Origin of the sequence: Paraburkholderia sp. NMBU_R16 (genome assembly GCF_013282575.1) — a bacterium.
GTDB lineage: Bacteria > Pseudomonadota > Gammaproteobacteria > Burkholderiales > Burkholderiaceae > Trinickia.
Window position 1 is genome coordinate 109,215 of sequence record NZ_JAAAYE010000009.1, and the last position, 24,774, is coordinate 133,988.

Consider the following 24,774-nt stretch of genomic DNA (forward strand, 5'->3'; position numbering starts at 1 on the left):
CAGTCACAGACGTCTCTCTTCCGGGATAGCCATGTTCGGTCGTTTCATGCCCACCGAGGGCAAATTCTTTGAAATCTTCAATGAGCACGCGAAGTGCATCGTTGCTGCGAGCGAAGAGCTCGAACTGCTGATCGACAACCTCGGCGAAGCCGAAGTGCACAAGCAGCGCGTACAGGTCAACGAAAAGGCGGCGGACAAGCTCACGCACGAAACCATCGACCTGCTGCACAAGACCTTCATCACGCCGCTCGATCGCGACGAAATCCATAAGTTGATCACGACGATGGACGACATCCTCGATCTCATGGAGGACGTCGCCACCGCCATCTCGCTCTACGATGTCCAGGCGCTGAGTGCCGAGGCACGTCAACTCGCGCACATCTGCACGGGCACCGCCAAGCACGTTCAGCAGGCTGTCAACATGCTGTCGGACATGAGTCAGGCGCGTGCCATTCTGACCGCTTGCGAAGAGATCGATCGCCTGGAGTCGGAGGCTGACAGAGTCCTGCGCTCGGCCATGTCGAAGCTCTTTCGCGAGGAGGACGACGTCAAGACGCTGATCAAGGTGAAGGCGGTCTACGAACTGCTCGAAGCGGTCACCGACAAGTGCGAGGATGTCGCGAACATCATCGAAGGCATCGTGCTGGAAAACGCCTGAACGAGCCGACCGGACCTGACCGATGCATTCGATACAGATTGCGCTGTGGGCGCTTGCGACGCTGATCGCCGTTGCCCTTGTTTTCGATTTCATGAACGGCTTTCACGATGCGGCGAACTCGATCGCCACCGTCGTGTCGACCGGGGTGCTGAAGCCTCAACAGGCGGTGGCATTCGCGGCGGCCTGCAATGTCATCGCCTATTTCATCTTCCACCTGAAGGTCGCCCAAACAGTCGGCAAAGGAACGATCGATCCGCAGATCGTCGACCATTACGTCGTCTTCGGCGCGCTCGTCGGCGCCATCATCTGGAACATTTTGACTTGGCGTTTCGGCATTCCCTCGAGTTCATCGCATGCCTTGATCGGCGGTCTCGTCGGTGCTGCGCTGGCGAAGTCGGGGTGGTGGTCGCTGAACGTCAACGGGCTCATCAAAACGGTCGCCTTCATTTTCATTTCGCCGCTGCTCGGCTTCGTGCTCGGCTCGTTTTTCATGCTCGCGGTTTCGTGGATCTACTTTCGCACCCCGCCGAGCAAGGTGGACCGCCGTTTTCGCCGTCTGCAATTCATCTCGGCGGGGCTTTACAGCCTGGGCCATGGCGGCAACGACGCGCAGAAAACGATCGGCATCATCTGGATGCTGCTGATCGCGACCGGTTTTGCCTCGGCCACAGCCGATGCGCCACCGGTCTGGGTGATCGGCCTATGCTACCTGTCGATGGGGCTCGGTACGCTCTTCGGAGGCTGGCGAATCGTGCGCACGATGGGGCAGAAGATCACCAAGCTGAAGCCCGTCGGAGGTTTCTGTGCCGAAGCAGGCGGTGCAATTACGCTGTTCACCGCCTCAGCGCTCGGCGTGCCCGTTTCGACGACTCACACGATCACGGGCGCAATCGTCGGTGTGGGCGCAACGCAAAAGCTGTCGGCCGTGCGCTGGGGCGTGGCAGGCAATATCGTGTGGGCGTGGGTGTTGACGATTCCCGCTTCCGCGGTCCTGGCCGCGGCGGCCTGGTGGGTCGGGCAGCGTCTGCTCTAGACTGCGGCGCGTCGGCGCAGGTTACTTACTGGTCGCGAAACGGGCGATCGGGTCGTCGTTCGCCGAGGCCGCGTCCGCAGCTGCAGCGGTGGGCGCGCTCGTATCGGCCCATGGATCGTCGCGCTCCGAAAGCGGCTTGTAATGCTGGATTCTTGCTAGTGCCTGCGCTGGCGTCTCGACGTCCTCCGCAGGTCCGGCTTCGGCTCGGGCGGTGGGAACGGGAGCCGTCGGCTGCCGGGGCGCGGCAAGATAAGTTGGCGCATCGAAGGGAGCCGGCTGGCCAACCGGCGGAGCCATGCGCCGGATGCCGTCGAAGCGTTTAGCCCAGTAGGGATTCGTCAAGTAGTCGAGCCGCACCGTGCCGCCCGTCGAAGGGGCATTGACGAAGCGCAGCTTGCCGACGTAGATGCCCACGTGCGAGTGGGGCCTGCCCGACGTATTGAAAAAAACCAGATCGCCGGGTGCGATTTCGTCGGGGTCGATCGGCTGGCCGCGCTCGCTCATCGCCGCTGTCGTGCGCGGCAGCTTGACGTCCGCGGCACGGCCGAACACATATTGCACGAGCCCGCTGCAGTCGAACCCGCTCGCCGGCGTATTGCCGGCCCAACGATAGGGCACGCCCACGAGGCTCATCGCCTGGACGGAAATTTCCTCGCGGCCGATCGAATGATCGACAAAATTCGGCAAGCCTCGCGGCTTCGTGCGCCACGCATCTCCAGGCGCGTTGGAGCGCGCGGTGTTCGTCGGGACGCTCGAACACGCGGCCAGAAGCAGGGAGACTGAAGCGAGAAGGATAAGTCGTCGCATGGCGCAGCGGCTAAGCGGCTTCGATTTCTCGGACGCAAGGCAGAGGAATGGACTGGTGCGACCGATAGTAGCCCGATGGGCGGGCGTGCGGCAAGATTTCCTAAGAAATCACTTGAAGTTTGCGTGAAAAGCGTTGCAATCGATGGACGTTTTTCGCTTCGATCCACGGATCTTCGTAGGCGACGCGGCCAGTGACCGTCCGCCCGGGCCGGCAAAGAAAAGCCCGGCCGAAGCCGGGCTTTTTGGGGCAATGTCTGACGCGAGCGCTCGCGTGTCGCCTGCGTGTCAGAGAATGTCGGACGCGTAGTCGGCGAGCCGCGAACGTTCGCCGCGTGCGAGCGTGACGTGGCCGCTGTGAGCCCAGCCCTTGAAGCGGTCGACCACATAGGTGAGGCCTGAGCTACCTTCGGTCAGATAGGGCGTATCGATCTGCGCGATGTTACCGAGGCAGACGATCTTCGTGCCGGGTCCCGCGCGGGTGACCAGCGTCTTCATCTGTTTCGGCGTCAGGTTCTGCGCTTCGTCGATGATCAGGTACTTGTCGACGAAGGTGCGCCCCCGCATGAAGTTCATGCTCTTCACTTTCAGCCGCGAGCGGATCAGCTCTTGCGTAGCGGCGCGACCCCATTCGCCCGCGTTGTCGTCCGTTTTTTGCAGAACTTCGAGGTTATCGTCGAAAGCGCCCATCCACGGCTGCATCTTCTCTTCCTCGGTACCGGGCAGAAAGCCGATGTCCTCGCCGACGGGCACCGTGGCGCGCGTGACGATGATCTCGTTGTAGCGCTTCTCGTCCAGCACCTGAGCGAGCCCGGCTGCCAGCGCGACGAGTGTCTTGCCGGTACCGGCCTGGCCGAGCAGCGTCACGAAGTCGATGTCGGGATTCATCAGCAGATTGAGCGCGAAGTTCTGCTCGCGGTTGCGCGCTGTGATACCCCACACGTTGTTCTTGTGGTGGCTGTAGTCGCGCAAGGTCTGCAAAAGCGCCGTCTTGCCGTTGAGCTCACGCACGATGGCGTGAAATGCCGGCTCTCCGTTGGTGGGTTCCAGATAGACGAACTCGTTGACGAGCAACGAGGAACAGGCCGGCCCGGTCACGCGGTAATAGGTCGTGCCGGTCTTGTTGTCCTGCCAGCTCTCCATGCCCTTGGCATGCTTCGTCCAGAAATCCTGCGGGAGCGCGCGAATGCCGGAGAAGAGCAGGTCTTTGTCTTCGAGGACTTGATCGTTGAAGTAATCTTCCGCCGGCAAACCCAGGGCGTGCGCCTTGATCCGCATATTGATGTCTTTCGACACCAGGACCACTTGCCGATCCGGGCGATCGCGCTGAAGCGCGCGAACCACGCCGAGAATCTGGTTGTCGGCCTTGCCCTGCGGGAGCCCTTCCACGGGCGCGATATCGTTGAGCGTCGTCTGGAAATAGAGCTGGCCCAGCGCCTCGCGGCTGCCTAGCCTGGCAAGCGGCAGCCCTTCGGCGATCGGCCCTGCGTTCGCCACGAGCGCGTCGAGCGTACGGCTGACCTGGCGTGCGTTGCGCGCGACCTCCGACATCCCTTTTTTGTGGTTGTCGAGCTCCTCGAGCGTCATCATCGGCAGATAGACGTCGTGTTCCTCGAATCGGAAGAGGCAGGTCGGGTCGTGCATCAGCACGTTCGTGTCGAGCACGAAGAGTTTTCGCACTTCCGTTTCCGTATCGCTCTTGCGGGAACGGGCCGGGCTGGGCTTGGCGGTGGCGCCGCGCGCAATATTGGCGGCCGAACGCGCATCGCTGGCCGGTTCCTCTTGCCGGGCGACAGGTTGCGGCTGAGGCACCGGCTGTAGTAAAGCTGCCGTCTGCTTCGATTTTCGGGTGCGCCCAGCCGGTGCGCCGGCATCGTCGTTGGACGAAACGGCGACGGGCGTTTGTACGGATCGCAGCGTGGTGACCGAGTTGGCCGCGCGCGCCAGCGGCTCGGCGACGTCCGTCGAGCCGCTGATCGTGTCGAATTCGGCCGCTTCTGCTTGCTCCCCGGCAATGCCCTGTTTCTTCGCGTTTTTTGCAGGCCGGGCTTTGGCCTTGAATTCATCCGGCGGCAACAGATTGCCGAGCTTGCTGGGCGGGGTAGGCAAAGGCATGGTTTCCCTCAATGAATCGGGTCGCATATCGTACGCTGCCCCGCCGCGGCTCGATCGGGCTTCAAACGGGGGCCGTTCGAGCCGCGGCGGGGTAACGCGCTGTCAGTTTCGAAACGCCGGTTCGCCTAGTTTTCGATCGACTCCTTCAGAGCAAAATAAAAAAGCCGCCGCCCCGGCTGAAACGGAGCAAGCGGCTCGACTTCGAGCGTCGTGCGGCGCCTTGCGAGTGAAACCTCTGCGGTGTTCGACAACGCCAGCGCGACAACGGCGGAAACTGGGTGAATGCGGACTCATTGCAACGCAATATAACGCGCGTCAAAGTCCTTGTACAGCTTCAAGGATTTCGTCGACATGCCCTGGTACCTTGACGCCGCGCCATTCGCGCCGTAGCACGGCCTCGGCGTCGATGAGAAACGTGGAGCGTTCGATGCCGCGCACCTCTTTGCCGTACATCTTTTTCATCTTGATGACGTCAAAGAGCTTGCAAAGCGTTTCGTCCGTGTCCGAGATCAGCGGAAACGGCAGTTCCAGCTTCGCCTTGAAGTTGTCATGCGAGCGCAGGCTGTCGCGCGAAACGCCGACGATCTCCGCACCGGCTTTCTTGAATTTGGGATACAGATCGCGGAACTGCAGACCCTCGGTCGTGCAACCCGGGGTGTTGTCCTTGGGATAGAAATACAAGACCAGCTTCTTGCCCCTCAGCGCGGACAGCACGAAGTCGCCGCCAGTCGCGGCGGCAGTGAAATCAGGGACGGGTTGGTCGACTGCAATGGGCACCTGGTTCTCCTTTCTTATTGCGCAAGGCATCTTCTAGCGGGTATCGACAACGAGGCGCGCTTGCCGGAGGTCGCTGCGCCGCACGCGCGCCTCAGTCGGGCTGGACGATCAACTCGCCCGAGCGCCCCGGAATTTCGCCCCACGTCACAGGGTACGATGGCAGCGATTCGCGGTCCAGCGCCGCATGGTAGTCGCCCATTGTCGCAAACGTGTGACCCTGTGCACGCCACCCCGCGAGCAGTTGCTCGAATACGGGCGCGAGCTTTTGCCCTTCCAGTTCCGCATGTAGCGTGAAGACCTGATCGTGCGGATTGTGCTCGGTCGAAGCGAGCAGCCGTGCGGCGACGCGGGTTTCGTCGAGCCCATCGACGCCGATCAATTCGTCGAGCGTCGAAAGCGTCGTCGGCAGCTGGACATGGGAGAGGGCGCGCCCGCCAACGACCGGGCGATACGGCCCGTGGCCACGCCCGTCGGAGGCATAGCGCATGCCCCAGGCATCGATCTGTTCGAACGCGTGCTCGTTCATCTGCCAGCCGGCGGCGCCGTGCGTGGCGGGCGCCGCGCCGAAGATCGTCACGAATCGTTCGTGGCACTTGTTCATTTCCCGCAGCGTCCACTCGCGCGACTGATTGCGGACGTTGTCCTGCCAGTAGACGTGGTCCCAGGTGTGGATGCCGCATTCGAAGCCGGACTCGTGAATGGCCCGCATTTCGGCCGCCGCCCGCACGCCGATGTCCGGCCCGGGCAGCAGCACGCCATACATGAGTTGTCGCACGCCGTAGTGCTCGACCACCGACGTGCGCGACACCTTTCTCAAAAACCCGGGGCGGAAGACGCGCCGCAATGCCCAGCCCGTGTGATCGGGACCGAGGCTGAACAGAAAAGTCGCGCGGGCCTTGTAGCGATCGAGCAGGCGCGCGAGATTCGGCACGCCCTCACGCGTGCCGCGCAACGTATCGACGTCGATCTTGAGGACGATGCGAGCCAACGGAGCGCCCGCGCGTTATTGCTGTTCGACGAGCGCGCGTGCCAGCTCGACATGGCCGCGATAGGCTTCGAAGATCTTGCGCAACGCGTCGTCGAACGTGGCCAGCGGTGCCCAGCCGAGATCGGCCATCGTGTTTTCGATCTTGGGCACACGGTTCTGAACGTCCTGGTAGCCCGCGCCGTAGTAGGCGCCCGACGAAGTCTCGACGAGCTTCACCGCTTTTGCCGATTCGGCGTACTCCGGGTACTCCGCCGCCAGTGCGAGCATCTTGTGCGCCAATTCGCGCACCGAGAAATTGTTCTTCGGGTTGCCGATGTTGTAGATCTTGCCCGATGCGATGCCGGCCGGATTCTCGATGATTTTCATGAGGGCGCTGATGCCGTCGTCGATATCGGTGAAGGCCCGCTTTTGCGACCCTCCATCGACGAGGCTGATATTCTCGCCGCGCACGATGTGCCCGAGGAACTGCGTGACGACGCGCGAGCTGCCTTCCTTCGGCGTGTAGATCGAATCGAGGCCCGGCCCGATCCAGTTGAACGGCCTGAAGAGCGTGAAATCGAGCCCCTCCTGCATGCCGTAACCCCAGATCACGCGGTCCATCAACTGCTTCGAGCAGGCGTAGATCCAGCGCGGCTTGTTGATCGGGCCGTAGGTAAGCGGCGAGGCGGCCGGATCGAACTCTTCATCGGCGCACATGCCGTAGACCTCGGACGTCGACGGGAAAACGAGGTGCTTGCGGTACTTCACCGCCGAGCGGACGATCGGCAGATTCGCTTCGAAGTCGAGTTCGAACACGCGCAGCGGCTGCTGCACGTAGGTGGCCGGCGTGGCGATCGCGACGAGCGGCAGGATCACGTCGCACTTTTTGACGTGATACTCGACCCACTCCTTGTTGATCGTGATGTCGCCTTCGAAGAAGTGCATCCGCTCATGGTTCGCGAGCTCGCCGAGCCGGTCCGTCTGCATATCCATGCCGAAGACTTCCCAGTCGGTCGTTTCGAGGATTCGCTTGGACAGGTGATGGCCGATGAAGCCATTGACGCCGAGAATCAGGACTTTTTTAGCGGAACCTTCGGTTTTCATGAATGACGGGTGCGGTGAGTGAGCTCAGTGAGCTGGGTGAATTGGGCAGGGGTGACCACGACCGTTTTGCCGTCGTGCGCGTGCCACAATTCCGAGACGGCGATGGCGCGTGCATCGCCGCACAGGCCGAAAAGCGCATTATCGCTTACGTGCAGACCCGGGGGCAAATTCGCGAGGGCGGCAACATGTGCGTCCCCGATCGGCGCGAGCCGGGCCCGGGCCACGATGAAGCGTTCGTCACCGATATCGGTGAATGCGCCTGGGTAGGGCGGCGCGACCGCGCGCACGAGATTGTAGACACGCTCGGCCGGCAACGACCAATCGATGCGGCCGTCTTCGGGCTTGCGCCCGCCGTAGTAGCTGCCGTTTGCGAGGTCGTTCGGCAGACGCGGGGCCTCGCCTGCAAGCAGCGCGGGAAGCACGCGCCAAAGCGTCTGCTCGGCTGCGACCGTCACTTTGTCGAACACCTGTTGCGCCGTGTCGTCGGGCAAGATCGGTACGCTCGTCTGGCCGACGATGGCGCCGGCATCGGGCTTGACGCTCATTTCGTGCAGCGTTGCGCCGGTTTCCGTCTCCCCGTTCAGCACCGCCCAGTTCGTCGGTACGCGTCCGCGATATTTGGGCAGCAGCGATCCGTGCATGTTGTAGGCGCCGCGCGGCGCGAGCGCGAGCAGATCGATCGGCAGCATGTGCCGGTAGTAGAACGAGAAAATGAACTCAGGCTGAGCGCGGCGTACCGCGTCGCGCAAGAGGTCGCTGGCCGGCTCGCGCGGCGTGATGGTCTCGATTCCGTACTCGGCGGCCACGGCCGCCACGCTTTCGAACCAGATGTTCTCGAGCGGGTTGTCCTCGTGCGTCACGACGAGTGCGACATCGACCCCGCGCGCGAGCAGCACCCGTAGGCAGCGCGCACCGACGTGGTGGTAGGCGAAAACGACGGCGCGTGGTTTCATCGATGCGAGTCTCCCTGCGCGATGTGCTCGCCCGATGGAGCGGGCATCGTTAGCGCTGCTGAGGGCGTGGGCAGTGCCTCTCGCGCTTCGAGCACGGTCTGGATCAGATAGCGTGGGCGGTCGCGCACCTGCTGGTAGATGCGGCCGATATACTCGCCGAGCAGCCCGAGCGCGAAGATGATGACGCCGAGCATGAAGAACGTGATGGCGAACAGCGTGAACACGCCCTGGACTTCCGCGCCGATGACGAAGCGGCGAATGACGAGCAGCAGGAAAAGCCCGGCCGAACCCATCGAAAGGATCACACCGATGAACGACAGCCACTGCAGCGGGACGACCGAAAAGCCCGTTACAAGGTCGAAATTCAGCCGGATGAGGCTGTAAAACGAGTACTTCGATTCGCCCGCGAAGCGTTCTTCGTGGGCGACTTCGATTTCGATCGGGTTTTGCGCGAATGTATAGGCGAGCGCGGGAATGAACGTGTTGACCTCGCCGCAGCGGTTGATCGTATCGATGATCTGCCGGCTGTAGGCGCGCAGCATGCAGCCTTGGTCGGTCATGCGGATGTGCGTGATCCGCTCGCGCAGGCGGTTCATCGCGCGAGAAGCCTTGCGCCGCCAGAGCGTATCTTGCCGATCGCGCCGAATCGAGCCGACGTAGTCATAGCCCTCGCGCATCTTCTCCACGAGCTTGCCGATCTCCTCGGGCGGGTTTTGCAGATCGGCATCGAGCGTCAGCACGATCGCCCCGCGCGATTGCTCGAAACCCGCGAGAATGGCCATGTGCTGCCCGTAATTGCCGTTCAACAGGACGACGCGCGTCGTATCGGGGCGCGCGCGAAACTGCTCGGCGAGCATTGCAGCCGATTTATCGCGGCTGCCGTCGTTGATGAAGATGACTTCATAGGTTGTGCGAAGCGCGTCGAGCGCGGGGTACAGACGCGCGAAAAGCGCTTTGAGGCCGGCTTCTTCGTTGTAGACCGGGATGATCACCGACACTTCCGGATGCGCCGAACGATATTCCGTATAAGTCATGTCCGCTTATTTCCCGTGATGTTCGCAGATTTCATTGACGGCGGCGGTGACGCGAGCCACATCGGCTTCGGTCATTTGCGTGAAAAGCGGCAGCGTGAGCGTAGACGCGCCGTAGCGCTCGGCGTGCGGGAACATGCCCGGTGCGAAGCCGCGCGCGCGATAAAGCGTGAACAGATGGATGGCGGGGTAATGCACGCCTGTGCCAATGCCGTATGTGTCATGCATCTTCTGCATGAAGCCGGCGCGATCGATCGTGAGCCGCGCGAGCGGTAGCGCGATCTGGAACATGTGCCAATTGCCGTTTTCGAAGTCGCGCACGGGCAGCCCGATACCGAGCGCGCTCGCAGCGCCGTTTTCGAACCCATCGAAATACGCCCGCGCCAGCGCCTTGCGTTGCGCGAGGAAGCGCTCGATCTGCGCCAATTGCCCGAGACCGACGCGCGCCGCCACGTCGGTCAGGTTGTACTTGCCGCCGAGCAGATCGCAGTCCATGCCGTCGTAGCCCGTGCGGGTAATGCCTTGCAGCCGATACTTGCGCGCGAGCTCGGCTTCTTGTTCGTCGTTGAGCACGAGCGCGCCCCCCTCGATGGAGGTCAGATTCTTGTTCGCGTGAAAGCTGAACGAGACGATGTCGCCGAGCTTGCCGATGCGCTCGCCGCCCCAGGTGGCGCCGATCGCCTGCGCTGCGTCTTCGACGACCCGCAGCTTGTAGGTGCGCGCGATCTCGTAGAGCCGGTCCATATCGACGGGCAGCCCGGCAAGATAGACCGGAATGATCGCCTTCGTGCGCGGCGTGATGGCCTTTTCGATGAGATTCAGATCGAGATTGCGGGTGAGCGGATCGATATCGACGAAAACCGGTGTTGCCCCGACCTCGAGGATGACGTTCGCTGTCGCGACCCATGAAATGGGCGACGTGATGACCTCGTCGCCCGAGCCGATCCCTGCGATGCGCAAGCCGATTTCGAGGGTGGCCGTGCCCGAATTGAACGTGCGCACGGGACGGCCCCCACAGAACTCGGACAATTGTTTCTCGAAAGCCGTGTTCTGAGGGCCGGTGGTGATCCAGCCGGAGCGCAGCACGTCGGCTACGCCCTGAATCGTGTCCTCGTCGATCTCGGGCCGCACGAACGGCAAAAAGGGGAGGGCTTGCTGGGTCATGAATGATGAATGCTGTGCATGGGTAAAAAGAACGGGGCAGCCGGTGAGGCTCAGCTGCGCGCGAGGACCACGACTCCGACCAGAATGATGGCAATGCCTGCCAGCCGGTGTACCGACAGCGCTTCGCCGAACAAGTACCAGGCTGCAAATGCATTGACGACGTAGCCGAGCGAAAGCATCGGATAGGCAACCGACACGTCGACGCGCGACAGTCCGACGATCCAGACAGCCACGCTGACGACGTAGCAGGCCAGACCGCCGACGATCGGCACCTGGGTGGCGAGTTTCAGGCCGATGGGCACAATGTTCGCACGGGTGAATTCGAAGTGTCCAACGGCGTTTACGCCGGCCTTCAGCAGCAACTGCGCGCCGGCGTTCAGTGTCACGCCGGCCAGAATGCAAAATAGCGAGATTGGGTTCATTGGAAATCGCGGGGGCGCCGCGCGCGCGGCGCCGACAGGTTCAGATTCATGAGGCTTCGGGTTTCTCCACCACCACGCGGCGCGTGTCGCGTGCAATGACGCGCATCGGCACATGGGCGGCCGCGAGTTCGTCGTAGCGCGAGACGGTCATGACGGCCAGCCCGTACGGGGCGGCCTTCCAGCGCTCGATCCATTCGGCGACGGTCGGGACCCATTTTTGCGGTTCCTGCTGGACGCCGAACGTCAGTTCGTTCGCGTCCTGGACCATGATCGTCGTATGGCCGACGTAAAACGGCAACGTGTGATCCAGCAGGGCGACGGAGTAGAACGGTGCGTCGGCCGGCAGGCGCGCGAGTGCCGCTTTGACGGCCGGTGCGAGGAGTACACCGGAACTGTACCGGCCAAATGCCTCGTGGCCCGTGCCCGCGATGGTCGCCAGCATCAGCCACGCCGCGGCGAAGGCGGTTGCCGAAGGCAGCACCGAAGCCTGCGCGCGCCGGTTGATCCAGAGCGCGAGCAGCGTCAGCGCGGTGGCAACGCCCACTGCCGCGAACACCCAGTTGCGAAATTCCAGATAAAGCGCGTTCGGCGTGCGGGCATCGCCGAAGCGGCCGATGAAGATGGCCCCGACGGCGACGATCGCCAGCAGGGCGAGATAGCCGAGCAGATGGCGGCGCCACGCATCGCGCGAAACATGCGGCAAATAGGCGCCGATGATGAGGGCCAACGCAGGGGCGATCGGCAGCACGTACGAGACGAGCTTCGAATGCGATACGCTGAAAAAGATAAAGATGAAGGCCGACCAGACGAACAGCAGCATCGCGGGCCTGAAGCCGTTGGTCTCGCGCGGCGTGCGCGCCGCGTGACGCAGGCTTTGCGCCGCGATCGACAGCCACGGCATGAAACCCACGAGGACGACCCAGACGAAATAATGGATTGGCCCCGGGCGGTGCTGGTCGGGCGTGAGGTAGCGCTCGAATTGCTGGACGACGAAGAAAAAATTGAAGAATTCCGGGTTGCGCAGCTGAACGAGCACGAACCAGGGCGCCGCGATGGCGAAGAAGACGACGAGCCCGCTCGCGAGATGAAGGCGCTTCCAGATGGCCCAGTCGCGCTCGATCAGCGTATAAAAGACGAGCGTGGCGCCGGGCAGGATGAGCCCGACGAGCCCTTTCGAGAGTACCGCCAGCGCCATGGCCGCCCAGCAGGCCCACATCCAGGCGCGGCGCTCGCGCTTGGCCGCGTCGGTGCGCTGGGCGAGCAGCAACGTGCACAGCGCGCATTCCATCCAGAACGAGAGGCCCATGTCGAGCGTGTCGAAGTGCCCCATCAGGTTCCAGTAGGGCGCGCTCGCCAGCACCAGTGCCGTGGCGAAGCCCGCGGCGGGACTCGCGAGCCGCCGGGCCGTGAAGCCGGCGAGCAATACGCCGGCGAAGCCTGTCAATGCCGTGTAGAGCCGGGCTTGCCACTCGCCGATGCCGAACCAGGCGAACGTCAGGGCATTGGCCCAGGTCTGCAGCGGCGGCTTTTCGAAGTATTTGTAGCCGTTGTAGCGTGGCGTGATCCAGTCGCCCGAGACGAGCATCTCGCGGGCCATTTCGGCGTAGCGGCCTTCGTCGCTCGGCACGAGATGCCGCCAGCCGAGCGGCGCGAACCAGATGACGGCCAGCGCGAGGACGAGCAAGGCGATGGCGACGCGGCCAGCCGGCAAGGGCTGCGCGAGGCCCGCGCCGTACGGGGCGTGGCCGTCTGCCGGACTGGCGCCGGCGGCGCGTGAATAACGTTGAAGCGGCATGAGTCGGAATCCGTTTAGCGAAGCCGCGGCAGCGGCCAATGGGTGCAATGGGTGCAGTGGGCGTGGGCGGTACGGTGCGCCGGCGGCGCACAGCCGGCTCCTCGCACCGCTGAGAGCGCGGCCGCTACGGCTGCGCTCTCGGACGCGGCACGGCACGCGCGGCGAACCGTCATCGCTCGATGAGCAGCGCCGCCGCGACCCGCCGGCCTTCGGCCATCAGAATGTTGTAAGTCCGGCAGGCGGCCATGAAATCCATCGATTCGACGCCAATGCGCCGCGCCGTGAGCGCGGCCGTCAGACGCGGATGCGCGAACCGCAGGCGTGCGCCGGTGCCGAAGACGACCACCTCGGGCTCGGTGGCCAGCACGATCTCGAAGTGTTCCACGCTCAGCGTATCGAACGAGGAGACGGGCCACTCGACGACGGGCGCGTCCGGCACCACGACGACGCTGCTTTCGTGGCGCTCGAGATTGATCTCCACGTAGTGGGCGCCGTAACCGGTGACCGTGTTCAGGGCGCCGCTCGAATCCTGGTGTAATTTCAAATCCGTTTTTTCCGTAGTTTCCGGGCTGGCTTTCGGCTCCTAGCGATTGTGCATTGCGAAAGTTGGCCGAAATCCGCTAAATTATAACTTTTTAGCCGCCTGGCGGCGCCCTTTGCATCGCGATTGCCGCGCGGGGAGTCTGGCAACGAGCGCCAAAAGCGCTGACGCGTTGGCCCGCCTCGCGTGCTCCCCCACCCGGTGAATTCGCCGCCGCGCCCGGCACCGTCCTGGCGCGTCCGGCGCCTCGGCTGCCAGCGCTTTCGCCCCTTCAGGCCTTTCCCGAGGAAACGTGTCGCCGTGAAACCGATTCTCAAATCGAACAAGCTGTTGAATGTCTGCTACGACATCCGCGGGCCCGTGCTCGAGCATGCCAAGCGCCTCGAGGACGAAGGTCACAAGATCATCAAGCTCAATATCGGCAATCTCGCCCCGTTCGGCTTCGATGCGCCCGAGGAAATCGTCCAGGACATGATCCGCAATCTGCCCGTTTCGTCGGGTTATTCGGATTCGAAGGGCGTGTTCGCGGCGCGCAAGGCGATCATGCACTACTCGCAGCAAAAGGGCGTGGCGGGGGTCGAGCTCGACGACATTTATATCGGCAACGGCGCGTCCGAACTGATCGTCATGGCCATGCAGGGCCTGCTCAACGACGGCGACGAAGTCCTGCTGCCGGCGCCCGACTATCCGCTGTGGACAGCCGCGGTGAGTCTATCCGGCGGCACGCCCGTTCACTATCTGTGCGACGAATCGAACAGCTGGATGCCCGATCTCGACGATGTGCGCGCGAAAATCACGCCGAACACGCGCGCGCTCGTCATCATCAACCCGAACAATCCGACGGGTGCGCTCTACTCGGACGAGTTGCTGCTCGATTTGCTCGAAATCGCGCGCCAGCACGGCCTCGTCATTTTCGCCGACGAGGTCTACGACAAGATCGTCTACGACGGCAAGAAGCACACGTCGGTCGCCGCACTGTCCGAGGACGTGCTGACGGTCACTTTCAACAGCCTCTCGAAGAGCTACCGTTCGTGCGGCTACCGCGCCGGCTGGATGTATGTCTCGGGGTTGACAGGCGAGAACCGCCGGCGTGCAAAAGACTATTTCGAGGGGCTCGGCATCCTCGCCTCGATGCGCCTTTGCCCCAATGTGCCGGGACAGTACGCCATTCAGACTGCGCTGGGCGGCTACCAGAGCATCGACGATCTCATCATGCCGGGCGGGCGGCTGCACAAGCAGCGCCAGATTGCCTACGAGATGCTCAATGCGATCCCGGGCGTCAGTTGCGTGAAGCCCGAGGCCGCGCTGTACATGTTTCCGCGGCTCGACCCGAAGGTCTATCCGATCGAGGACGATCAGCAGTTCGTGCTCGATCTGCTGCTCGAGGAGCGTGTGTTGCTCGTGCAAGGCACGGGTTTCAACTGGCCGGGCCCCGATCACTTCCGGGTCGTATTCCTGCCGAACGCCGACGATTTGACCGATTCGATCAGCCGCATCGCGCGGTTCCTCGAGGGCTATCGCAAACGTCACAGCATGTGATGCGACGCGAGGCGCGGGCGCAAGACACACTCATCAACGCATTATCCAATCGACTCAGACGCTGCATGGAACCGATCAAAGTTGGCCTGTTGGGCTTCGGCACGGTAGGAAGCGGCACCTTCACGGTGCTGCGGCGCAATCAGGAAGAAATCAAACGCCGCGCTGGCCGCGGCATCGAAATCGCTCGCATCGCCGTGCGCAACCCAGCCAAGGCGCTTGTCGCCCTGGGCGATGCCGCGAGCGATGTGCAAGTCGGTGCCGATTTCAACGCTGTCGTGGACGATCCGGCGATCGGCATCGTGGCCGAGATGATCGGCGGCAGCGGTATCGCGCGCGAACTCGTGCTGCGCGCCATCGCCAACGGCAAGCATGTCGTCACTGCGAACAAGGCGCTCCTGGCCGTGCATGGCACCGAGATTTTCGCGGCAGCGCGCGAGAAAGGCGTCATGGTGGCGTTCGAGGCGGCGGTGGCGGGCGGCATTCCGATCATCAAGGCACTGCGCGAGGGCCTGACGGCCAATCGCATCCAGTACATCGCGGGCATCATCAACGGAACGACGAATTACATCCTTTCGGAGATGCGCGAACGCGGGCTCGACTTCGCGACAGCGCTGGCCGGCGCGCAGGCACTCGGTTATGCCGAAGCGGACCCGACCTTCGACATCGAGGGCATCGACGCCGCGCATAAACTGACGATCATGAGCGCCATTGCATTCGGCGTGCCGATGCAATTCGATCGCGCCTATGTCGAAGGCATCTCGAAGCTCGATGCCACCGATATCAAGTACGCGGAGGACCTCGGCTATCGCATCAAGTTGCTCGGCATCACGCGGCGTACGGCACGCGGCATCGAGTTGCGCGTGCACCCTACGCTCATTCCGGCCAAGCGCCTCATCGCGAGCGTCGAAGGCGCCATGAACGCGGTCGAAGTGCATGGCGATGCTGTGGGCGCGACGCTTTACTACGGCAAGGGCGCGGGCGCGGAACCGACGGCATCGGCCGTCGTCGCCGATCTCGTCGATGTGACCCGCCTGCATACGGCGGACCCCGAGCATCGCGTGCCGCACCTCGCGTTCCAGCCGCAAAGCCTGTCGGACACGCCGGTGCTGCCGATCGAAGAAGTCACGAGCGGTTATTACCTGCGCCTGCGCGTGGCGGATGTGACAGGCGTGCTCGCCGATGTGACGCGCCTGCTTGCCGATGCGGGGATTTCCATCGATGCCATGCTGCAACGCGAAGCGGAGCAGGTTGCGGGGGACGGACAGACGGACGTCGTCATCATTACGCACGAGACGCTCGAGAAAAACGTCAATGCGGCCATCGCTCGGATCGAGGCGCTCGAGACCGTCGTCTCGAACGTCACGAAACTGCGCATCGAAGCGCTCGCCTGAGCCGAAGAGAGATTTCTTATGAACTACATTTCGACGCGTGGCGCCGGCATCGGCGAGCGCCATACGTTCTCCGACATCTTGCTGGGTGGTCTGGCGAAGGACGGCGGTCTGTACCTGCCGGCCGAATATCCTCGTGTCTCGTCCGAGGAACTCGCGCGCTGGCGCGCTCTGCCTTATGCCGAGCTCGCCTTCGAAGTCCTGTCGAAGTTCACCGACGATATCCCGGCCGACGACCTGCGCGCCCTGACGCGGCGCACCTACCGCGCCGACGTCTATTGCAACGCGCGCTCGGGCGACGACGCCCGCGCGATCACGCCGGTGAGGCAACTCGGGGTGGAGAGCGGTGCGCCGCTTGCACTCGTCGAGCTGTCGAACGGTCCGACGCTTGCGTTCAAGGACATGGCGATGCAACTGCTCGGCAATCTGTTCGAGTATGCGCTCGCGAAGCATGGGCAGACGCTGAACATCCTCGGCGCCACATCGGGCGACACGGGCAGCGCGGCTGAATACGCGATGCGAGGCAAGGCCGGCGTGCGCGTTTTCATGCTTTCCCCGCATCGCAAGATGAGTGCGTTCCAGACGGCGCAGATGTACAGCCTGCAAGAGCCGAACATCTTCAACATTGCCGTCGAAGGCGTCTTCGACGACTGCCAGGACATCGTGAAGGCGGTGTCGAACGATCATGCGTTCAAATCGCGGCAGCATATCGGCACGGTCAATTCGATCAACTGGGCGCGCGTGGTGGCCCAAGTCGTCTATTACTTCAAGGGTTATTTCGCGGCGACACGCTCGAACGACGAGCGCGTGTCATTCACGGTGCCCTCCGGCAACTTCGGCAATGTCTGCGCGGGGCACATCGCACGCATGATGGGGTTGCCGATCGCCAAGCTCGTCGTCGCCACCAACGAAAACGACGTACTCGACGAATTCTTCCGCACCGGCGTCTATCGCGTGCGCGGCGCGGCTCAGACGTTCCATACGAGCAGCCCGAGCATGGACATCTCGAAGGCGTCGAATTTCGAGCGTTTCGTCTTCGATCTGCTGGGCCGCGATCCGTCGCGTGTGCTGCAGCTCTTTCGCGACGTCGAGGAAAAGGGCGGCTTCGATCTGGCCGCGAGCGGCGATTTTGCCCGCGTGCGCGAGTTCGGCTTCGTTTCGGGACGCAGCACGCATGCGGACCGTGTCGCGACGATCCGCGACGTCTTCTCCCGCTATGGCATGATGATCGACACGCATACCGCCGACGGCGTCAAGGTGGCCCGAGAGCATCTCGAGCCCGGCGTGCCGATGGTCGTGCTGGAGACGGCGCAGCCCATCAAGTTCGGCGAAACGATTCGCGAGGCGCTCGGACGCGAGCCCGAACGGCCGGCCGGGTTCGAGGGGCTCGAATTGCTGCCGCAGCGCTTCGAGGTGCTGCCGGCCGATGCTGGCCGCGTGAAGGAGTTCATCGCGGCGCATACCGGGCTTTAAGTCGGCGTCCCGGCGAGCTGTTGGCAACGGCGGCGCGCCGTTAGCGGCGCACGTCGCTACAATGACAGTCTCGCCTTCAGACTCGCCCGTCAGACCGATGTCCACGCCAAGCGCAACATCAACCCGCCCGCCGCTCATGTCGACGGCCGACGCGCTCGCCGCGCTGCTCGCGGCCGCGCGGCCCATCTCCGGCACCGAAACGGTGCCGACCGTCGAGGCGCTCGGGCGTGTCCTGGCCGCCGACGTGGTGTCCGCCATCGACGTTCCGCCCATGAACACGAGCGCAATGGACGGCTACGCCGTTCGCAGCGCGGAGTTGCTCCATGGAGAACGGGCGCTGCCGGTTTCGCAGCGGATTGCCGCCGGCCAACAGGCTGCTCCGCTTGCGGCCGGGACCGCGGCGCGCATCTTCACTGGCGCCCCGGTACCGCCGGGCGCCGATGCGGTGGTGATGCAGGAGCAGGCCGAGGTGTCCGGCGATACCGTGCAAATCCTGCATACCCCGCGGCCGGGCGAATGGATCACGATGCAGGGCGCCGATATCCGGCGTGGTGCGGTGATATTGCCGGCCGGCACGCGCTTGACGCCGCAGGCGCTCGGCCTCGCGGCCTCGATCGGGTGCGCGGCGCTCACGGTGGCGCGCCGGGTAAAGGTCGCGGTGTTTTTCACGGGCGACGAGTTGACGATGCCGGGCGAGCCGCTCGCGCCCGGGCGAATCTACAACTCGAACCGGTTCACGTTGCGCGCGCTGTTGGAGCGGCTCGGTTGCACCGTCACCGACTACGGCATCGTACCGGATCGGCTCGACGCAACCCGCGAGGCGCTGGCGACGGCCGCGCGGGAGCATGACTTGATTCTGACGTCCGGCGGCGTATCCGTCGGCGAGGAAGATCACATCAGACCCGCGCTCGAAGCGCTGGGCCGCCTCGCGCTCTGGCAGATCGCGATGAAGCCGGGCAAGCCGCTCGCGTTCGGTGCGGTGCGCAGGCAGGTGACGAACGGCGCTCAGGCGGCTGCTCCGAGCCAAGGTTCGCCCGCGATGGAGGCGGAGACGTTTTTTGTCGGCCTGCCCGGCAACCCGGTTTCCAGCTTCGTGACCTTTTTGCTGTTCGTCCGTCCGTTCCTGCTGCGGCTCGGGGGCGCTCGCGACGTGGCGCCGCGCGCCATATCCCTGCGCGCGGACTTTACGCAAGCAAAGGCCGATCGTCGCAACGAGTTCCTGCGCGCGCGCATCAATGCGGCAGGCGGACTCGAGCTCTTCCCGAATCAGAGTTCGGCCGTGCTGACCTCGACCGTATGGGGGGATGGCCTCATCGACAATCCGCCCAATCACGCGATCAGCGCGGGGGAGACCGTACGTTTTCTTCCTTTTTCGGAGCTGCTCGGCTGACGGGCGGTACTGAACGGCGAATTGGCATCGAATGAAAATCGAACTGAGGTATTTCGCAAGCGTGCGGGAATCGGTCGGCCTGGCACACGAGTCGGTCGAATTGCCCGACGACATCTGCACGATCGGCGACGTGCGAGCGTGGCTGCGCGCGCGCGGCGGCGCGTGGAGCGAGGCGCTCGCCGAGGGCCGCGCCTTGCGCATGGCCTGCAATCAGACGATGACCGATGCGGCCGCGCGGCTGACCGACGGCTGCGAAGTCGCGTTTTTTCCGCCTGTGACGGGCGGGTGAGCGCGAGCCGCGAACGAGGAGGGGGCTTATGACTGTACGAGTTCAGACCGCCGACTTCGATTTGAGCACCGAGGTGGCTGCGCTGCGTGCGCATAACCCCAAAGTGGGCGCGGTGGCGTGCTTCGTCGGTACGGTACGCGATATGAACGACGGCGACGACGTCGTCGCCATGGAGCTCGAGCATTACCCGGGCATGACCGAAAAAGCGCTGGAGTCGATCGTCGACGAGGCCCGGCGGCGTTGGCCCGGCGCGGACGTGCTCATCGTGCACCGCGTGGGCAAGCTCTATCCGCTCGATCAGATCGTACTGGCGGCGGCCACGGCGGCTCACCGCGGCGACGCGTTCTCGGCGTGCGAGTTTGTGATGGACTACCTCAAGACTCAGGCGCCATTCTGGAAGAAGGAGACGACGCCGGCCGGTTCGCGTTGGGTGGATGCGCGCGTGACCGACGACGCCGCACTGGCGCGCTGGGGGATCGAGGCCACGAATGCCAGCAACGCGGCCACGGGTGCGAGCGACGCAGGCACGGAGCCGGGCGACCGCTAGGGCCTGTTCCGACCCTAGGAAACCTCGTCGTTGCCGCGGCCGATGATTTTGGCCGGAAATGGCTCCGCCGGCGCGCGCCGTCTGCCGCCGGGCGAAACCTCCGATATATCGTCGGTGGACCGCCTCGGCGCGATGCGCTCGAGCAGCGCCTGCTGCTCTGGCGGGACCTCGTAGTCCCAACCGAAGCGCGAGAGCTGCAAGCTTTGCGCAATGCGCAACGCGGGCTCCATGAATCGTACGGCCGCCGCGGGCTCGTAGCGATCGCAGACGGTATCGAGAAAAAGGTGCAGCCAGCGGCTGAAATGCCGGGGTTCGAGCCCCTCGATCGGTTGGTGCGCCGACTGGACGTTGCCGCGGTAGCGCTTGTCGCCAAGCACCAGCGCGCCCCAGAAGAGGCACATCTTCGGCAGGTGCTCGTCCCAGCGGCCGTGCAGTACGGCATCGAAAACCGGCCCGAGCAGCGCATCGGCCCGGACGCGGTCGTAAAACGCGTAGACGAGCTCGCGGATGTTCGCTTCGGTCGGAGCGCTCTCGCGAGCTGGGGCTGCGGGGCAGGCGCCGGGCGTCTGTTCGCCGGGACGAGGTGGGGTAGTCATCGCAAATTCCGAGGGAGCGCGCTGGCATGCGGCGAAACGGCGCGCCATACTTCATTCCTTATCGAGATGGGCAATTTCGATGCCGCACTGCGTGAACCCATCCCGGCAACGCATGTTATGGTCAACACGCCGTGTAGACAACCCTTCGCCGGACACGGTTTTTGCCCGCCCGGGCGCTCGTACCCCAAATGCCGATGCCAACCAAGCCATGAGATTGACCGACTACACCGACTACGCGTTGCGCGTGATGCTGTATCTGGCCGTCCGCCGCGACGGCCTGTCGACGATTCAGGACATCTCGGATGCCTACGGAATCTCGAAGAACCATTTGATGAAGGTCGTGCAGCAGCTCGGCGAGCGGGGGTGGATCGACACGATACGAGGCCGGCATGGCGGCCTGCGGCTCAATGACCGTTCGCTTGCGCTGACGATCGGCGAGGTGGTCCGGGCGACCGAGACCGACTTCGCGCTCGTCGGTTGTTTCGAACGCGGTGGCGGGGAGGCCCGGCAGTGCGTCATCGAGCCGCAATGCCGGCTCAGACACATTTTCGAGGCAGCGCGTGGCGCATTCCTTGCGGAGTTGGACCGGCACACGCTCGCCGATCTCGTCGGGCAGGCGGCGCCGCTTGCCGCGCTCCTCGGCGTGCCGCTCGTCGCGGCGCCCGATATGGGCGGAAGGACGATCGTACCGATCGCCGTGACGGACGACGGCGGCACCTGATTCGATCGGGCACGCTTGAAACGCACGGCTTGCCCCTCATGTTGGTGGTAGTCAAAATTGGAGGTCTCTTCATGAGAATCGACAAATTCACCACCAAATTTCAGGAAGCGCTGGCCGACGCGCAAAGCATTGCCGTCGGCCGGGGCAACCAGTATCTGGAGCCCATACACGTCCTGGCGGCCCTGATTGCGCAGGAAGATGGCTCCTCGCGCTCGCTGCTTTCCCGCGCGGGCGTGCACATCCAGGCCTTGCAAACGGCTGTCAACGACGCCATTGCGCGCCTGCCGCAGGTGCAGGGAACCGATGGCAACATCCAGCTGAGCCGCGAGCTCAACGGCTTGCTCAATCAGGCCGACAAGGAAGCACAGCAACTGAGCGATACGTTCATCGCGAGCGAGATGTTCCTGCTTGCCGTAGCCGACGACAAGGGCGAGGCCGGCAAGCTGCTGCGCGAGCATGGTCTGACGCGCCGCGCGCTCGAGACGGCGATCGCCGCTGTGCGCGGTGGGGCCCAGGTACATAGCGCGGAGGCCGAGAGCCAGCGCGAGGCGCTCAAAAAGTACACGATCGACCTGACCGAGCGCGCGCGCGCCGGCAAGCTCGATCCGGTGATCGGGCGTGACGACGAAATTCGCCGTTCCATCCAGATTCTTCAGCGCCGCACCAAGAACAACCCGGTACTGATCGGCGAGCCCGGCGTCGGGAAGACCGCGATCGTCGAAGGTCTCGCGCAGCGCATCGTCAACGGGGAAGTGCCGGAATCGCTCAAGAACAAGCGCGTCCTGTCGCTCGACATGGCCGGCCTGCTTGCCGGCGCCAAATACCGAGGCGAGTTCGAAGAGCGCCTCAAGGCGGTGTTGCACGATATCGCGCGCGACGAAGGGCAGACGATCGTCTTCATCGACGAAATCCATACGATGGTGGGCGCAGGCAAGGCGGAAGGTGCGATCGACGCAGGCAACATGCTCAAGCCGGCGCTCTCGCGAGGCGAGTTGCACTGCATCGGCGCGACGACGCTCGACGAGTATCGCAAGTACATCGAAAAAGATGCCGCGCTCGAGCGGCGCTTTCAGAAAGTGCTCATCGATGAACCCTCCGTCGAGGCGACGATCGCAATATTGCGGGGTCTGCAGGAGCGCTACGAACTCCACCACGGCGTGGAGATCACCGATCCCGCGATCGTGGCCGCGGCCGAGTTGTCGCACCGCTATATCACCGATCGCTTCCTGCCCGACAAGGCCATCGACCTCATCGACGAAGCCGCTTCCAAGATCAAGATGGAAATCGATTCGAAGCCCGAAGCGATGGACCGTCTCGACCGGCGGCTGATCCAGCTCAAGATCGAGCGCGAGGCAGTGAAAAAGGAAAAGGACGAGGCATCGCAAAAGCGGCTCCAATTGATCGAGGAGGAGATCGAGCGGCTCAACCGCGAGTACTCGGATCTCGAGCAGATCTGGACGGCCGAAAAGGCGGCCGTTCAAGGTAGCGCGCAGCTGAAGGAAGAGATCGAGAAAACGCGCGCCGAAATCACGCGCCTGCAGCGCGAGGGCAAGCTCGAAAAGGTCGCGGAGTTGCAATACGGCAAGCTGCCGGAGCTCGAGGCGCGCTTGAAGCAAGTCACGCAGGCCGAGGCGAAGGAGCAGCACAATCCCGAGCGCCCGCGGCTGTTGCGCACGCAAGTGGGGGCCGAGGAAATCGCCGAAGTGGTATCGCGTGCAACGGGCATTCCGGTGTCGCGCATGATGCAAGGCGAGCGCGAAAAACTGCTGCAGATCGAGGGCAAGCTGCACGAGCGTGTCGTGGGTCAGGACGAGGCGATCAGCGCCGTGGCGGACGCGATCCGCCGCTCGCGCGCGGGGCTCGCGGATCCGAACCGGCCATACGGCTCGTTCCTGTTCCTGGGCCCGACCGGGGTCGGTAAGACCGAACTGTGCAAGGCGCTCGCGTCGTTCTTGTTCGATTCGGAAGAGCACCTCATTCGCATCGATATGAGCGAGTTCATGGAAAAGCACAGCGTCGCCCGTCTCATCGGCGCGCCGCCCGGCTATATCGGCTATGAAGAGGGCGGCTATCTGACCGAGGCCGTGCGTCGCAAGCCGTACAGTGTCATCTTGCTCGATGAAATCGAAAAGGCACACCCCGATGTCTTCAACGTGCTGTTGCAGGTGCTCGACGACGGCCGCATGACCGACGGTCAGGGACGTACCGTGGACTTCAAGAATACGGTGATCGTCATGACGTCGAATCTCGGCTCGCAAATGATTCAAGCGATGTCGGGCGAGCCGCAGGAAGCGATCAAGGACGCGGTGTGGACCGAGGTCAAGCTGCACTTCCGTCCCGAGTTCCTGAATCGGATCGACGAGGTCGTCGTGTTCCATGCGCTCGATCGCAAGAACATCGAATCGATCGCGAAGATCCAGCTCGAGCGGTTGCACGACCGGCTCGCGAAGCTCGAAATGCAGCTCGTCGTTTCGGATGAAGCGCTGGAGCAGATCGGGAAGGTCGGATACGACCCGCTCTTCGGGGCGCGGCCATTGAAGCGCGCGATCCAGCAGGAGATCGAGAATCCGGTCGCCAAGCTGATTCTCGCGGGCCGATTCGGCCCGAAGGACGTGATCCCTGTGGACGTGCACGACGGCAAGTTCGTGTTCGAGCGTGTCGTTCACTGATTCGTCGCAAATCATGCGGCGCAGCGGCGGCCGAGCCTAGGATGCTCGGCCGTTTTTTTTTAGTTTCGGTGCATCGGGTGCTTGACTTCGTGTGCACTCGAAGTCTTAACGTTGAGGATGTCATGTCAGAAGCGCTCACGATCGGACGCATGGCCGCCGAGCTCGGCGTATCGACGCATACGCTGCGCTACTACGAGCAGGCCGGCCTGCTGTTGCCGGTCTCGCGTACCGGCGCGGGTCACAGGCTTTATGCGCGCACCGATATCGAATGGCTGCGATTCGTGATGCGGTTGAAGGCGACCGGCATGTCGATTGCCGGCATGCAGGCTTTTGCGGCATTGCGTGCCCGCGGCGACGAAACGGCGCAAGAGCGGCTCGCGCTGCTGACCGAGCACCGCGAGAGCATGCTCGATCAGCTCGCACAGTTGCAGACGAACCTCGCGGCGATCGACGAAAAGATTCGCCACTACGAGGCACTCGCGCACGACATGACGCGGACTCGGCCGGCCGATGATGCCAGCCGGTCCATGACGACTCAACTACGAAAGGACCTGTCATGCAAAACACCGAAACGAACGCCTCGGCCGCCGAACAACGCTACGCGCGGGGATGGAACAAGCTGAGGGAAATCGACGGGGAAGCCGGTGAACGCGTGATTGCCGCGCTGGCGCCTGTGGCGCGACAATCTGGATGAGAGACGCGCGACAAACAAGATGAGAATGTCGCGGCGAGGTTGATGATGCCGATGTTGATTGACGCTGACAAGCGTTTGTTGATTGACGCTCGGCGCATGTTGCA

General features: G+C 63.6%; 22 protein-coding genes and 1 pseudogene. 11 read left to right on the top strand and 12 right to left on the bottom strand.

From position 1 onward, the window contains the following. Positions 1-31: 31 nt before the first annotated feature. Both GWC77_RS06845 and GWC77_RS06850 read left to right on the top strand, forming a co-directional pair. Positions 32-658, top strand: a complete 627-nt coding sequence (locus tag GWC77_RS06845) for a DUF47 domain-containing protein (protein WP_173256136.1) — start codon at positions 32-34, stop codon at positions 656-658. Positions 659-680: 22 nt separating this feature from the next. Continuing rightward, positions 681-1,691, top strand: a complete 1,011-nt coding sequence (locus GWC77_RS06850; protein ID WP_173256137.1) for an inorganic phosphate transporter — start codon at positions 681-683, stop codon at positions 1,689-1,691. A 249-nt stretch (positions 1,692-1,940) separates the two neighbouring features. Here the strand turns inward: GWC77_RS06850 and GWC77_RS06855 are convergent. The 11 genes and pseudogenes from GWC77_RS06855 to GWC77_RS06905 form a co-directional block, all read right to left on the bottom strand. After that, positions 1,941-2,498: pseudogene (locus GWC77_RS06855) on the bottom strand (C40 family peptidase); the annotation flags it as partial. Between the two features lie 285 nt (positions 2,499-2,783). After that, on the bottom strand, positions 2,784-4,610 hold the full coding sequence (locus GWC77_RS06860; protein ID WP_173256139.1) for a PhoH family protein: 1,827 nt from the start codon (positions 4,608-4,610) through the stop codon (positions 2,784-2,786). Between the two features lie 315 nt (positions 4,611-4,925). Continuing rightward, entirely contained in the window at positions 4,926-5,387 is a 462-nt protein-coding gene (locus GWC77_RS06865) for a peroxiredoxin (protein ID WP_173256140.1), read from the bottom strand. A 91-nt stretch (positions 5,388-5,478) separates the two neighbouring features. Beyond that, positions 5,479-6,375, bottom strand: a complete 897-nt coding sequence (locus GWC77_RS06870; RefSeq protein WP_173256141.1) for a polysaccharide deacetylase family protein — start codon at positions 6,373-6,375, stop codon at positions 5,479-5,481. A gap of 15 nt (positions 6,376-6,390) precedes the next feature. After that, positions 6,391-7,458, bottom strand: a complete 1,068-nt coding sequence (locus GWC77_RS06875; protein WP_173256142.1) for a bifunctional UDP-4-keto-pentose/UDP-xylose synthase — start codon at positions 7,456-7,458, stop codon at positions 6,391-6,393. Beyond that, positions 7,455-8,411 carry a formyltransferase gene (locus GWC77_RS06880; protein WP_173256143.1) on the bottom strand — a complete coding sequence of 319 codons (957 nt, stop codon included), beginning with the start codon at positions 8,409-8,411 and terminating at the stop codon, positions 7,455-7,457. The genes GWC77_RS06875 and GWC77_RS06880 overlap by 4 nt, the downstream gene beginning before the upstream one ends. Next, on the bottom strand, positions 8,408-9,445 hold the full coding sequence (locus tag GWC77_RS06885) for a glycosyltransferase (RefSeq protein WP_173256144.1): 1,038 nt from the start codon (positions 9,443-9,445) through the stop codon (positions 8,408-8,410). Before GWC77_RS06885 ends, GWC77_RS06880 begins: the two co-directional genes overlap by 4 nt. A gap of 6 nt (positions 9,446-9,451) precedes the next feature. Beyond that, a complete protein-coding gene (locus GWC77_RS06890) occupies positions 9,452-10,606 on the bottom strand; it encodes a DegT/DnrJ/EryC1/StrS aminotransferase family protein (protein ID WP_173256145.1) in 1,155 nt (384 codons plus the stop codon). A gap of 50 nt (positions 10,607-10,656) precedes the next feature. After that, entirely contained in the window at positions 10,657-11,028 is a 372-nt protein-coding gene (locus GWC77_RS06895) for an SMR family transporter (RefSeq protein ID WP_173256146.1), read from the bottom strand. A 46-nt stretch (positions 11,029-11,074) separates the two neighbouring features. After that, a complete protein-coding gene (locus GWC77_RS06900) occupies positions 11,075-12,823 on the bottom strand; it encodes a glycosyltransferase family 39 protein (RefSeq protein WP_173256147.1) in 1,749 nt (582 codons plus the stop codon). A 169-nt stretch (positions 12,824-12,992) separates the two neighbouring features. Further along, a complete protein-coding gene (locus GWC77_RS06905) occupies positions 12,993-13,367 on the bottom strand; it encodes an Mth938-like domain-containing protein (protein ID WP_173256148.1) in 375 nt (124 codons plus the stop codon). A 297-nt stretch (positions 13,368-13,664) separates the two neighbouring features. Between GWC77_RS06905 and GWC77_RS06910 the strand changes: the two genes are divergently transcribed. The 6 genes from GWC77_RS06910 to moaE all read left to right on the top strand — a co-directional run bounded on the left by GWC77_RS06910 (position 13,665) and on the right by moaE (position 19,990). Further along, positions 13,665-14,903 (top strand): pyridoxal phosphate-dependent aminotransferase, encoded by a 1,239-nt coding sequence (locus tag GWC77_RS06910; protein ID WP_173256149.1) that lies wholly within the window; start codon positions 13,665-13,667, stop codon positions 14,901-14,903. 65 nt (positions 14,904-14,968) lie between these two features. Next, positions 14,969-16,294: a homoserine dehydrogenase gene (locus tag GWC77_RS06915; protein ID WP_173256150.1), complete on the top strand. Its 1,326-nt coding sequence runs from the start codon at positions 14,969-14,971 to the stop codon at positions 16,292-16,294. An 18-nt stretch (positions 16,295-16,312) separates the two neighbouring features. Then, positions 16,313-17,764, top strand: a complete 1,452-nt coding sequence (gene thrC / locus GWC77_RS06920) for a threonine synthase (RefSeq protein ID WP_173256151.1) — start codon at positions 16,313-16,315, stop codon at positions 17,762-17,764. A gap of 97 nt (positions 17,765-17,861) precedes the next feature. Further along, positions 17,862-19,154, top strand: a complete 1,293-nt coding sequence (gene glp, locus GWC77_RS06925; protein WP_173256152.1) for a gephyrin-like molybdotransferase Glp — start codon at positions 17,862-17,864, stop codon at positions 19,152-19,154. A 31-nt stretch (positions 19,155-19,185) separates the two neighbouring features. After that, entirely contained in the window at positions 19,186-19,443 is a 258-nt protein-coding gene (gene moaD, locus GWC77_RS06930) for a molybdopterin converting factor subunit 1 (protein WP_173256153.1), read from the top strand. A 28-nt stretch (positions 19,444-19,471) separates the two neighbouring features. After that, positions 19,472-19,990 (top strand): molybdopterin synthase catalytic subunit MoaE, encoded by a 519-nt coding sequence (moaE, locus tag GWC77_RS06935; protein ID WP_173256154.1) that lies wholly within the window; start codon positions 19,472-19,474, stop codon positions 19,988-19,990. 14 nt (positions 19,991-20,004) lie between these two features. Here the strand turns inward: moaE and GWC77_RS06940 are convergent, their stop codons facing one another. Beyond that, the gene (locus GWC77_RS06940; protein WP_173256155.1) at positions 20,005-20,586 is read right to left on the bottom strand and encodes a group III truncated hemoglobin; all 582 of its coding nucleotides are present in this window, start codon (positions 20,584-20,586) and stop codon (positions 20,005-20,007) included. Positions 20,587-20,794: 208 nt separating this feature from the next. Between GWC77_RS06940 and GWC77_RS06945 the strand changes: the two genes are divergently transcribed. The 3 genes from GWC77_RS06945 (at position 20,795) to GWC77_RS06955 (ending at position 24,599) form a co-directional block, all read left to right on the top strand. Further along, positions 20,795-21,307: an Rrf2 family transcriptional regulator gene (locus GWC77_RS06945; RefSeq protein WP_173256156.1), complete on the top strand. Its 513-nt coding sequence runs from the start codon at positions 20,795-20,797 to the stop codon at positions 21,305-21,307. Positions 21,308-21,378: 71 nt separating this feature from the next. Beyond that, positions 21,379-23,976: an ATP-dependent chaperone ClpB gene (gene clpB / locus GWC77_RS06950; RefSeq protein WP_173256157.1), complete on the top strand. Its 2,598-nt coding sequence runs from the start codon at positions 21,379-21,381 to the stop codon at positions 23,974-23,976. A gap of 122 nt (positions 23,977-24,098) precedes the next feature. Further along, a complete protein-coding gene (locus tag GWC77_RS06955; RefSeq protein WP_173256158.1) occupies positions 24,099-24,599 on the top strand; it encodes a MerR family transcriptional regulator in 501 nt (166 codons plus the stop codon). Positions 24,600-24,774 lie beyond the last annotated feature (175 nt).